General features: G+C 67.1%; 9 protein-coding genes. 2 read left to right on the top strand and 7 right to left on the bottom strand.

What is annotated here, in order from left to right; translation table 11 throughout:
* The 4 genes from RI03_RS04825 to RI03_RS04810 all read right to left on the bottom strand — a co-directional run.
* On the bottom strand, positions 1 to 1,057 hold a 1,057-nt coding region (locus RI03_RS04825; protein WP_010215613.1), incomplete at its 3' end, for an efflux transporter outer membrane subunit.
* On the bottom strand, positions 1,054 to 2,148 hold the full coding sequence (locus RI03_RS04820; protein WP_010215611.1) for an HlyD family secretion protein: 1,095 nt from the start codon (positions 2,146 to 2,148) through the stop codon (positions 1,054 to 1,056). The genes RI03_RS04825 and RI03_RS04820, both read right to left, overlap by 4 nt.
* Positions 2,135 to 3,754 carry a hypothetical protein gene (locus RI03_RS04815; RefSeq protein ID WP_010215608.1) on the bottom strand — a complete coding sequence of 540 codons (1,620 nt, stop codon included), beginning with the start codon at positions 3,752 to 3,754 and terminating at the stop codon, positions 2,135 to 2,137. Before RI03_RS04815 ends, RI03_RS04820 begins: the two co-directional genes overlap by 14 nt.
* A gap of 247 nt (positions 3,755 to 4,001) precedes the next feature.
* On the bottom strand, positions 4,002 to 4,826 hold the full coding sequence (locus RI03_RS04810; RefSeq protein WP_037514813.1) for a hypothetical protein: 825 nt from the start codon (positions 4,824 to 4,826) through the stop codon (positions 4,002 to 4,004).
* 192 nt (positions 4,827 to 5,018) lie between these two features.
* Here RI03_RS04810 and RI03_RS04805 point away from each other — a divergent pair, with 192 nt between their 5' ends.
* Positions 5,019 to 6,887, top strand: coding sequence for an ATP-binding protein (locus tag RI03_RS04805; RefSeq protein ID WP_170318343.1), 1,869 nt, complete (start codon positions 5,019 to 5,021; stop codon positions 6,885 to 6,887).
* 925 nt (positions 6,888 to 7,812) lie between these two features.
* Positions 7,813 to 8,307 (top strand): hypothetical protein, encoded by a 495-nt coding sequence (locus RI03_RS04795; RefSeq protein ID WP_238542278.1) that lies wholly within the window; start codon positions 7,813 to 7,815, stop codon positions 8,305 to 8,307.
* Between the two features lie 161 nt (positions 8,308 to 8,468).
* Here RI03_RS04795 and RI03_RS04790 read toward each other — a convergent pair whose 3' ends face one another.
* From RI03_RS04790 to RI03_RS04780, 3 genes are all read right to left on the bottom strand, one after another.
* Positions 8,469 to 9,413, bottom strand: a complete 945-nt coding sequence (locus tag RI03_RS04790) for a Brp/Blh family beta-carotene 15,15'-dioxygenase (RefSeq protein ID WP_010215599.1) — start codon at positions 9,411 to 9,413, stop codon at positions 8,469 to 8,471.
* A gap of 25 nt (positions 9,414 to 9,438) precedes the next feature.
* A complete protein-coding gene (locus RI03_RS04785; protein ID WP_010162638.1) occupies positions 9,439 to 10,206 on the bottom strand; it encodes a bacteriorhodopsin-like in 768 nt (255 codons plus the stop codon).
* Positions 10,207 to 10,458: 252 nt separating this feature from the next.
* A complete protein-coding gene (locus RI03_RS04780) occupies positions 10,459 to 11,082 on the bottom strand; it encodes a LuxR C-terminal-related transcriptional regulator (RefSeq protein WP_010215598.1) in 624 nt (207 codons plus the stop codon).
* Positions 11,083 to 11,370: the final 288 nt, after the last annotated feature.

Raw genomic sequence — 11,370 nt, 5'->3', positions numbered from 1 at the left:
CGGCCGCACCGTCGGCCTGAGCGCGGTTCCTCCCGCCATTGAAGATCGGCGCCAGGATGCTGCCGCCAAGCGAAAAGACCGAAAGTGGATCACCCGGGAGCAGTGAGGACGCGACGAGGCCGCCGGATACCGACAGCTTGACGTCGGGCATGAAGGCGGCCCGTGCCGCGTCCAGCGAGCGGTCGGCCGCGACGATCTGCTGCTCGGCCGAGGCAATATCGGGGCGATACCGAAGCACGCTCGCCGGCAGCTGTGGCGGAACCACGGGGATTGTCAGCGCGGTGATCGCCGATCCCCGCGCGATGGGACCGGGCGTGCGACCGAGCAGGATGCTAAGGCCATCTTCGAGTTTGGTGATCGCGAGATCGACGGTCGGAATGGCTTGGGCGGCCGCGTCATACTCGGCTTCTGCCTGCGCCAGGTCGAGTTGCGAGCCATACCCCGCTTCGGCGCGGCGCCGGATGAGGGTCAGGGTTCCCGCGCGTGCATCGAGGGTGCGGCGCAGGATCGCACGGCGTTCGTCGAACGTCGCAAGCTGGACATAGCCGCTGACCACGGCCGCGCAGACGGCAAGCCGGACGGTTCCCCGGCTATCCTCGCTGGCGAGAAGCTGCGCCTTCGCGGCTGCGGCGCTGTTGCGCAGTCGACCGAACAGGTCGATGTCGAACGACGCCTGTACTTCCCCCTGCGATGCCCATTGCTCGACATCGATCCCGAACGCGTTGACGCTTCGGGTGCGTCCGCCCGTGCCGACTCCCTGAACCTGCGGCAGCGTGGCACCGCGCGCCGCGGCAAACTGCGCACGCGCCTCCTCCACGCGTGCGGCGGCGATCTCGATATCCTCATTGTGCGCAAGCGCTTCCTCGACGAGGCCGGTCAGCGTGGCATCCCCAAAACGCCGCCACCATTGCGTGTCGACGGCGACGTCCGACCCGGGTCGACCGTCGCGCCACTGAGCCGGCGGGGCGATCCCGGCGGCTAGCGGCACCGCCGGGCGGGGGCCGGCGCAGGCCGCCAGGAGGAAGGCAAGGCTGCCCGCTGCCAGAAGCGGCCTCATGGCCGGACGCTCGTGTCGACCCCGACCTCGACCGACATGCCCGGACGCAGGGTCTCAGCGTGTGCCGCGCCGGCATCGACCGCGATCCGCACGCCGATCCGTTGCGGGATCTTCACGAAATTGCCCGTCGCATTGTCCGGCTTGAGGACCGCGAACTCCGATCCGGCGGCGGGCGACACCCGTTCGACACGCCCCGTCAGCCGCGCGCCATTCAAGGCGTCGACGGTCAGGCTGGCGGGCTGACCCGGGCGTATCCGTCCCGTCTGGGCTTCCTTGAAATTGGCGATGATCCAGCGATCGGGGGGCACGATCGCGAGCAGTTGCGATCCGTTGGTGACATAGGCACCCACCCGGATGCCGACCTCGCCGAGGACTCCGCCCTCGGGCGCGCGGATCACGGTGTGCTCGAGATCGATCTCGGCGGCATGCAGTTGCGCACGCGCCGCCGCGACCTGCGCCTCGAGCGCGCCGCGGCCGACCTCGACGGTTCGGATATCCTGGCGGCCGATCTCGCTTCCGGCGACGGCCTGGCGCAGTTGCGCCTGTGCCGTGGCGAGCGCGGCCAGCGTCTGGTCGCGCTCCCGCAGCGAGATGGAGCCGTCTCGCGCAAGATCCCCGGCGCGCGCCATGTCAGCCCGCGCCCTGGCGAGCTGCGCCCGTGCGCCTTCGACGCCCGCGACCTGGCCCTCGAGACCCGCCGACCGGGAAGCGCGGGCCTGGGCGGAATTGACAAGCGCGGCTTCGGCCGCCGCGAGATTGGCGCGGGCCTGCTCGACGCGGGTGCGGTAGACGCGGTCATCGATCCGCACCAGGAGTTGGCCCTGCCGTACGACGTCATAATCGTGAACCGGCACTTGCAGGACATAGCCGCTCACCTGCGGGGCGATGATCGTAACCCGGCCGCGCACATAGGCATTGTCGGTCCGTTGATATCCACCCGCAACCGGCGGCAGACCCCAGGCTGCGAGAACGAGAAAAACTCCGGCAAGCGACAGCGCAACCGTGGCGACGATCCGTAACGGATGCCTGTGGGCGGGGTGCCACTGCCCCGCTTCGTTCGCCGGCGGCGGAACGGTGTCAGCTGCGGTCATTGCTCTTCTCTCGGTAGCGCGCGACGACAATGTTCGCGAAGATGAAGGCTGCCGTGGTCAGCGCGAGCATGGCCACGAACCTGAAGGTATCGTTGAAGGCGATCACCGCGGCTTCACGCGCCATTGCCTGCGCAAGCAGGCCCGAGCCCTGCGCGGCGCGCTGAACGGGATCCGCGACCACCGAGGCCAACGCCGCGCCGCCGCCGCTGATCCGGGCAGCGACCTGCGGATCGCTCGCCAGCATGTCGGCGGCAAGCGCGTTGCTGGCGTTGCGGGCCCAGACCGTCTGCAGCGAGCCAAGCAGCGCGGATCCCATCAGCCCGCCGACATTCTGCGTGATGCTGAAGGTGACGACAAAGCTGACGAGATGGTCGCCGCCCCGCTGGATCATGCGGAGAAAGCCGTAAAGCAGCGCCGGCCCCACGAACAATGTTGTGCCGAAGCCGATCAGCGCCTGGCTCAGGATCAATTGCGCAGGGCGGGTCAGCGTCGTCGCGCTGCTGTCCCACCACGCGCCGGCGGCGATGATCAGCGCAGCCGCGAGAATCTGCCACGGCAGACGGCGCTCGGACAGCGTCAGCGCGGCGGCGACGATGCCGAGCAGCATCGCGATCACGACCACGACGAACAGCGTCCTGAGCTGGTCGTTGTTGAGTCCGCCGAGCGTCAGGAGGCCGACCGCGCCGTAGCTTTGCTCGGCCAGCGCCAGGCGCATCACCAGCGCCACGGCGGCGAACCGCAGGATGCCCCAGGTGCCGATCCATTCGAAATGCACCAGCGGATCGCGCCGGCCCGTCTCATTCAGAAAGGCGGCCGCGAGCAACGCGATGGCGGTTGCCAGCGCACCGCCGAGCCAGGGCGTGTCGGACCACCAGAGCGTACGGCCCTGTCCGATGACCTGACAGAACAGCAACAGCCCCGTGGTCGCCAGAACGATCGTGACGTAATCGCGCGGCGCGAACGCGGGGCTCTTCTCGCTGGGTGGCAGCGGCAGGGCGAGGATCAGCGCAAGCGCGAACAGCGCCAGCGCGACCTCGAGCGCGTGCAGACCCCAGAGTCCGTTGTCCACCAGCACGTCGACGGGGACGAGCCGCGCCAGCGGAGTACCAAGCTGGGAAAGTCCCATGCCGATCACCGCGCCGAGCGGCTTTGCCTTGGGCGGCAGCGCCTGCATCAGATAATAGATGCCGAGGGTGATCAGCGCGGCGGCGGCCAACCCGCTGGCCGCGCGGACGAGCACGGCCGCCCAGACGCTGGCGAAGCCGAAAGGAATCAGCCCCGTAAGCGCATAGAGCCCGAGGAGAAAACCGGTCACCTCGGGAATGCCGAATTGGGCGCGCGCCTTTACGAGCGACAAATTGGCCGACGCGTTGATCGCGACATAGATCGCCGGCAGCGCGGTCGCCTCGGCAGCGTAAAGGCCGAGCGGGCCTGCCACGCTCCCGCTATTGACCGTCGTCAGGGCGTTGCCGAAGGTCGAGGTCACGGCGAGGACCATGCCGACGGCCAAATAGGCGAGGCGACGGCCAACCGGATGCGCGGGCGAGAACGGCGAGCCGGCGAACAGCGGTCGCTCCTCAGGCCTGAAGGCATAGTCCTCGCTCATGACGACGCCCTCGAAGCCGGGTCTCCGGCTACACCTTGGAATTCCGCCGGTGCGCGGGTCACGCGTACGTGCCGGCCGGTCGTGGGGAGGGATCGCTTCACGTATCGAACCTTCGCGGTGCGCGGCGCCTTTCGCCGCGCTGCACGCTGGTAGTTCTTTCCGCCGCAGTCCGGACGCGAGTGGCTGTTAGCGCGGCCGATCCGAGCGGAACGCGCCCGCGCCCTCGCAGACCGCCGACGCTGGGGGCTCAGGCGACTTTCGGGATGGCCGGTTCGCGCAACGCGTCACGCGGAAGCCGTTCGAGGATCGCCCCGGCCATGCGTTCCTGAACGTCGAGTTCGCCCTCGCCGACGATGTCGATTCGATCCGACCACAGAATCTGCCCCCAGCGACTGGAGAGTTCCACGCACGCGCGGTGCACCTCCTGCACGCGCCGGATCGTACCATGCAGCACCAGATCCGACCCGGCATGCGCGGCAACTTCGTCGAGCGAATAGCGGCTCTCGCGAAACTGGAACATGATCGCGCGCGGCGCGACACGCAGGTGCGTGTCCCGCTCCGCCGCGTAGATGATCTCGTCCGTCACCCCCGCCGCGAAGGCCCGCTCGTGGACGCAGAGGGCGGTAAACGGCAACACCGCCAGCATCGGCCGCCCCGGCTCCCGGCCTGCCGCGATGCGCGACGCATCCTGTCGCAAATGAAAGCGCGGCGCGTAACCTCCCGTCGGAATCGACACGATCACCACGTCTTCCCGACCCGGCCCGGCATAATGCGCGGCAAGCTTGCGGCGCAATCGGCGCGCCTCCACGCGCACTGCGGAATCGATGCGCGGATCATAATCGACGACGCCGCCGTAGAGTTCGACGCCGATCACCAGTTCCTTCAGCGTCGCTGCACGGCCGGCCAGCGCTTCCTCGACGACGAAATGCAGGAAGGCGTACAGCTTTTCCGAGCCAACGAGCGCATGGATGCGTAGCCGTTCCAGTTGCACGCGCACGTCCTCTGGCGTCGGCTGATGGATAGTCTTCCCGGTGCCGGAGTCGACCGGCACGGCAATCTCTGCGAGGCGCATCTTCAATCTCCCGGAACGGAACGATACCGGACGTCGAGCAAACCTCGGTCCCCCGTCCCTGCCTGACCCGCATAGCGGGGCCACCTCGAACCCCCGACTAAACAGGTGCCAAACGCCGCTAATATGCGCATACGGTTAGCGCTAACGTGTCTGCGGGGGGACGTAGGTGGGTCGGCTGCACGGCGGACGGTCATGAGCGACCGGCGTATCCGGTTCGGATCGTTCGAACTTCGACCGGAACGAGAGCAATTGCTGAATGGCGGCGTCCGAGTCGGCCTGGGGTCGCGCGCGCTCGCGATCCTCGCGCTGCTCGCCGAACGGACCGGCGAGGTCGTCTCGACGCAGGACATCGTCGATCGGGTCTGGCCGAATATCTTCGTTCAGGACAACAATCTCCGCGTGCACGTCACTGCCATCCGCCGCGCGCTGCGCGCAGGCGCGGACGACACTGTCGCGATCGTCAACGTGCCGGGCCGCGGCTATCGACTGAACGCCGACGTGACGATCGAGGCGGCAGACGAGCAGGCGGCGAACGTGCCCGTCGCCGCGGACATCCGCCCGCTCCCGCTTCCGTTGCAGGTCAACCGCCTGATCGGTCGCGAGGCTCTCGTGACGGAGGTGGTGGAAAGCGTCACGCGGCATCGGCTCGTCACGATCGTCGGCTCGGGCGGCATCGGCAAGACGAGCGTCGCGCTGGCGGCGCTGGCGCAACTTCGGGCCCGTACCACCGTCTGCTGTGTCGATCTGACGAACTGCACGTCCCTTGCGCACGTCGCCACCGCCACGGCCGCGGCGCTGCAAAGCCCGATGGGCCGGGATCCGATTCCGTCGATGCTGGTGGAACGCCTGCGTACCGCCGAACTCGTCCTGCTGATCGACAATTGCGAGCATCTGATCGACACCGCGGCAAGAGCCGCAGAAGCGCTGCTGCAATCCTGCCCGCGCGTGCGGCTGCTGGCGACCAGCCGCGAACCCTTGCGGGTGCCAGGGGAAGTGCAGGTGCATCTCCACCCCCTGCCCGTGCCCGGCGTGGCGGATTCGGTGGAGACGATCACGGCCAACCCGTCGGTCGCGCTGTTCGCCGAACGTGCGGCGGCGGCTGGCGGATTCGCCCTCGCCAGGGACAATGCCCGGGAGGTCGCGGCGGTGTGCCGCTCGCTCGACGGACTGCCGCTCGCGCTCGAACTGGCGGCGGCGGCCACGCCGATGGTGGGGCTGGAGGGGCTGTCCAGCGGACTGGCCGGGCGCCTGTCGCCCTTCACCTTTGGCCGCCGTACCCTCGCGCGCCACGAAACGCTCGAGGCGATGCTGGACTGGAGCTTCGAACTGCTCTCACCCGACGAACGCCGGGTATTCAGCTGCCTCAGCCTCTTCCGCGCAACGTTCGATTTCGCCGCCGCCGTGCAGGTCGCCGCAAACCGCGCGCCGGAGGAGGCGGGGACCGCGCAGTCCGTTCTCCAACTGGCGACGAAATCGTTGCTGGCCGTCGAGCCTTCGCCCCACGGCGTCGTCTATCGGCTGCTGGAGACGACCAAGGCCTATGCCCGCCGCAAGCTGGAGAGCTCCGGTCAGGCGAATGTCGCGGCGCGTCGGCATGCCGAATGGGTCGGGATGCTGCTGGACCGCGCCCGGGTCGATTGGCAGCAGATGGATCGCGCCATCTGGTGGGAGCGATACGGCACCGCAATGGACGACGTGCGCGCAGCGCTGGTGTGGTCGTTGGGCGAGGCCGGCGACAAGAAATTGGGCATCTCCCTCACCCTCGCCTCGGCACCGCTGTGGCTCGGCATGTCGCAGTTTGCCGAATATCATCGCTGGCTGGAACAGGCGTTCGCGACGCTCGACGCCTGGGCCAACGGGGCGGTGCCGAGGAGATCAGGCTGCAGATTGGCCTGTGCGTGCTGTTGTTCAACATCGACCGGCCCGGCGAACGGTTCGTGCGCGCGGCGACTCAGGTGCTGCGCATCGCCAAGAAGCTCGACGATCCGGTGGCCAGGGCGACGGCGCTGTGGATGCTTTCCGGGCAACGAGGGATCATGGGCGATCATCCCGGGTCGCTAGCCCTGGCGCAGCAGATGCTGGTGCCTGGAAGCATCGACGTCGATCGCGACCTGCAGAATTTCGTACGCCGGGTAAACGCGTTGATGACCTTCCGCGTGGGCAGGCTGGAAGAGTCCGCCGCGATCGCCGCCGACCTGATCGCCAGCAACAGCGACCGAACAACCTATGGCGCGGTGCTTCGGTATGATCATTGGACGATCGTGCGGGGCAACCACAGCGTCACGCTGGCGGTGCAGGGTCGGCTCGCGAGCGCCCGGGCCATGCTGATGGAAACGGTGATCGATGCACGGCGGCTGCGCAATCCGAGTTCGTTCTGCTATCTGTTGAGCAGCGCGGCGTGTCCGGTCGCTTTGTGGCTGGGCGACGACGAACTGGCTCGGCACTATGCCGAACTGCTTGGCCGCACGGCGGAAGACAATTGCTTCACCTACATGGCCGAACTCGCCACCTGGTTTTTGGGGATCGCCGACCTGCGCATGGGGAAGCCGCCACAGCCGCCTGGGCTGGATCGGCTGCGCCCGCCCCTGCCGCATGACAAGGATGTCTTCATCACCGTCTACGCGGCGCTGTGCGATGCGGAAGCAACCGCACGGGCCGAAGCCGGCGCCCCGCACTGGGCAACCGCGGAGATCCTGCGCGCGGACGGCGAAAACCGGTTGAGCGCCGACGATATCGTGGCCGCACGAGCGCAGTTCGAGCGAGCGCTTGCGCTCGCGACGGCGCAAGGCGCGGGTCTCTGGGCGCTGCGGGCAGCGACATCGCTGGCCCGCCTGACGACACCCGACGAGGCTGCGCGCATCCTGATGCCCGCCCTCGCGATCATCGAAGGCGACGAACACTATCCTGACGTGCGCGCAGCACGCGCCTTGCTGGCCGGGTTGTCCCGCTAACGCCCGGTCACGCCCCTTCGGGACAGGCGGCGGCTATGCCGTCTCGCACGCCTAACGGCAAGAGGCCCGCCCAGTTGCCCCCCCACACCGAAGCAATCGTAGAAATCATCTTTCGGTTCATGGGCACCAGCGGCGTGTTGGCCTGCGTGATCGCCGTTTATTCGGCGCAGCGCAACAATACACGCCAACTGGATGCGCAGATCTTCCTCGCCTATTCCGACCGCCTGCAAACCGTGCGGCACATGCTGCTTGCGGAATTGAAGCCGATCTGGACCGCTGAGCTGGCGGATGAAGAACGGTCGCGCCTTCTTCCCTGCCTGTTGCGGTTGATGCACCTCATCCACGAACTCTACGAGCTGCGCGCCCAAGGCTATGTGAAAGCGCGGATGTGGGCGATCTGGTCGCGCGACATCGATCGGTTCCTGACCACGCCGATCGTGCGGCGCCTGCATCCTGAAATTCGCCTCGATTTCCACGGGCACGACACGTTTCTCGACTGGATCGAACGGCGGCAAGCAGCGCTTACCTGACCACACGCCGCCGGTGGTTCACAGGCGAAGCGACAACGTCCCGCCACTCAACGCAAAAGAAGCGCCGCTTGCCGAAACGGCCGCGCCGTCCAACAGTGCGCGGGTCGAGCCGCGGCCAGGTCGGCGCATCGCGCGGGCGATGCCGCCGATGGCCTGGCGCATCACCCTGGCGGTGCGACGAGTCTTGCGGTCGTACGTACGTCATCAGTCGACGCGGCGGCGGTCACGCGCCGTCCGAGCCAGCGGGACAGCACCAGATGCGGCACCGCGACCGAGGCCAACAACTGAAACGCCTGCGCAACGGCGGTCGGGTCGAAGCGAGACGGTGCTACCGCGCGCACGCCCAACCAGCCGAGGATGGCGAGGCATGACAGCGAAGCCCCGGTCCCGAGCCACCGCGCAATCGTCATGTCGCGCAACACGCCGCGTGTCTGCGCCAGATGTCGCGGCGAATGCAGGAAGACGAAAAACAGCGCGAAGCCGGCAACCGGCGGCAGGACGACCAGCAGAAGGAAGCACACCGCCATGGCGGCTGCCCATGACCTGCTGCCGTCGCGCCACGCCGTGGCGATGCCGACCGCGGTGACCAACAAGGCGACGGGCGCAGCCGCGGTGATGATCTGCGCGATCACCATGGCGCGCGGATCGCTCATCGTGACGAACAGCGCCGACACCGCTGCGGGATGGCCGATCGTCGCGGCCCCGATCACCGCCGCCCCCGCCGCGAACCGCAGCAACGGCTCCTCGAGCATCTGCCAGTCCTCGCCGAAATGCACCGAGGCGACCGCGAGGAAAAGGACCAGCGCCACCAACGGCAGCGTCATCCACAGCACCACCATCAGCACGGCGATCGTGACATAACCGGCGACCGCAAGTCCGACGCCGGACGGGCCGAGCGCGCCCGAGCGGCGCAGCAGCGCGATGTCATAGGCCCCGTGCGGCAGCCCCCCGCCGAGGAAGACGATCGCCGCCACGGCCACCGCCGCCGGCCCACCCAGCGGCACATGAAGGAGAGTCGCCAGTGTAAGCGCGCTCGCCGCGACCCAATAGGCCGGAGAGACGATATCGCCGCGCCCTTTGGGGGCACGGCGACTCGATCGATCCATGGCGGACGGGAGCGTTTGCACGATGTCAGTGCGCGTGGGCCGTGTGTCCTTCGGCTTCGGCCTCCGACTTGCGGACCGCGATCAGGAAGATCAGGATTCCGAGGCCGGCCTTCGCGACGATATCCGCAATCGTATAGCCGATCTGGATCGTCGTGGTCGCGGTGCCGCCCGTCAGCCCGGCATATGGCGCCATGTAGACGATCGGGTAGAAGCCCCACGATGCGAAGGTCAGCAGGCGCGCCTTGCGCACCAGGTTCTGCGCACTGGCCGGCTGCTGCTTGATCGAAGCGCCGAGACCGCTGAACAATTCCCACACGATGTAGACGAACGGGATCGACGACAGCGTGCCCCAGATTGCGCGGGTCGCAATGTCACTGGCGATTTCACCGGGATAGCCGAGGATGATCATCAGGGCGGCAGCCGACCCGAGGCGGATCGCCTTGGACGATGTTTCCTCGCGCGACAGCCGCATCACGAGCACCAGTTCAATCAGCAGCAACGGCACTGTCAGCAACCAGTCGACGTAGCGGTACGCATCGTTGAACGCGAAACCCGTCGCCGAGACGACCCCGCTTTTGAAGACATAGGCCGCGTTCCAGCTCTCGAAGATCCGGAAGTAATGATAGGCGGCAATACCGGTGACGAGCCCGGAAATAGTCAGCGCGGTCCGATAGGCTGGCGCGACCTGGCTGCGGCTGAGCCACAGGAAAGCGGTCGCCGCCGCCATCGCCGCAAAGGTGAAGGAGAACGCGTTGTAGACGAGCGAAAACTGGAAGGGCGTGACGATATCCATATAGGCCTCCGACGCATGATCCGCGGCACGAATGCACCGGGCAGATACTGCGGGATGTCGCTCCGACCGTGACGAAACGACCTTATTCCCTGATATGTCGTCACAGCGGCACCAGATGGGCGAGGGTTAGCCTGACCGCACACCGAATGGCTGGAAGGCGTACGGCAACGCCGCTGTGGCGACCCCACTCTGGTAGAGGGAACCAGGTGTTCCACCGATACGGGATTTGTGCCGTATCCCAGGCATGCAGCTTTAAAGGCCCGCCTCCACGGCGAGCCGGATCAGATCAGCGGTGGTATGCACGTCCAGGCGGCTCATCAGGATGGCGCGGTGCATCTTCACGGTCTTTTCGGCGATATCGAGCTCAGCCGCGATCTGTTTGTTGAGCCGGCCGTTTGCGACAAGTTTGAGTACCTGGGCCTGCCGGGGGGACAATGCCTTGACCATCACCGCCGCGCGAATGCGGCGCATGCTCGTCGGCGTCGCCGACGCGGGATCTATCTCCAGTTGCGATCCCAGAAAATACAATAATTCGTCTTTTTCGTCGTAGATCGGCGCGACAAGAACGGCGTTGCGAAACGGCTCGCCGCTGCGCTTGTAGTTCAGGATCTCGACGAGCACCGGACGATGTTCGCGCACGCCGCGACGAATTTCCTCGGTCAGCCACGGTTCGGTCGCCGGACCGGACAGGAAGCGGCAGTTGCGCCCGACGACATCCTCGGCCGGATAGCCGGTCAGATCGCAAAATGCCGCATTACAGGCGACGATCGGATTGTCCGGCAACCGTGGATCGCTGATGACGGAGGGAATGGGACTTTCGGCGACGAGGCGCAAATGGCGATCCGGCGGGGGAAAGAAATCGACCTGATGTGGCATGTCAGCTGCTATTCCAGTCCATGGCGACCTGCATACCTGCGGTGGGACGGTGTGGCACTCGAATTGTTGAGGAATGTCGGGAGATCCCCTGAAACCGAAGCAACGCAGGCCCCGTTTCCGCTCTCCCGCGACGCGCTGATGGCCATCGACACCGGTGCTGCGGTCTTTGTGGCGCGAGGACACGCGAAGGCGGGGCTCCGTATCAGCCCAAACCGACCCGACTCCCGCCAGCACGGGCCAGCCGGCGGCAACGTCGCAATGGACTGTGCGACACGTTCGAACGCCGGT

This window comes from Sphingomonas sp. PAMC 26621 (genome assembly GCF_000251145.1).
Classification (GTDB): domain Bacteria; phylum Pseudomonadota; class Alphaproteobacteria; order Sphingomonadales; family Sphingomonadaceae; genus Sphingomonas.
The sequence above is the reverse complement of the archived record's forward strand: the minus strand, read 5'-3'. Positions and strand labels throughout refer to the sequence as shown.

What these genes read in the sequence shown, in the direction of transcription:
- RI03_RS04780 (WP_010215598.1), bottom strand. Translation starts at nt 11,082, where the DNA reads ATGCCACATCAGGTCGATTTCTTTCCCCCGCCGGATCGCCATTTGCGC.
- RI03_RS04820 (WP_010215611.1), bottom strand. Translation starts at nt 2,148, where the DNA reads ATGACCGCAGCTGACACCGTTCCGCCGCCGGCGAACGAAGCGGGGCAG.
- RI03_RS04790 (WP_010215599.1), bottom strand. Translation starts at nt 9,413, where the DNA reads ATGGATCGATCGAGTCGCCGTGCCCCCAAAGGGCGCGGCGATATCGTC.
- RI03_RS04785 (WP_010162638.1), bottom strand. Translation starts at nt 10,206, where the DNA reads ATGGATATCGTCACGCCCTTCCAGTTTTCGCTCGTCTACAACGCGTTC.
- RI03_RS04805 (WP_170318343.1), top strand. Translation starts at nt 5,019, where the DNA reads ATGAGCGACCGGCGTATCCGGTTCGGATCGTTCGAACTTCGACCGGAA.
- RI03_RS04810 (WP_037514813.1), bottom strand. Translation starts at nt 4,826, where the DNA reads ATGCGCCTCGCAGAGATTGCCGTGCCGGTCGACTCCGGCACCGGGAAG.
- RI03_RS04815 (WP_010215608.1), bottom strand. Translation starts at nt 3,754, where the DNA reads ATGAGCGAGGACTATGCCTTCAGGCCTGAGGAGCGACCGCTGTTCGCC.
- RI03_RS04795 (WP_238542278.1), top strand. Translation starts at nt 7,813, where the DNA reads ATGCCGTCTCGCACGCCTAACGGCAAGAGGCCCGCCCAGTTGCCCCCC.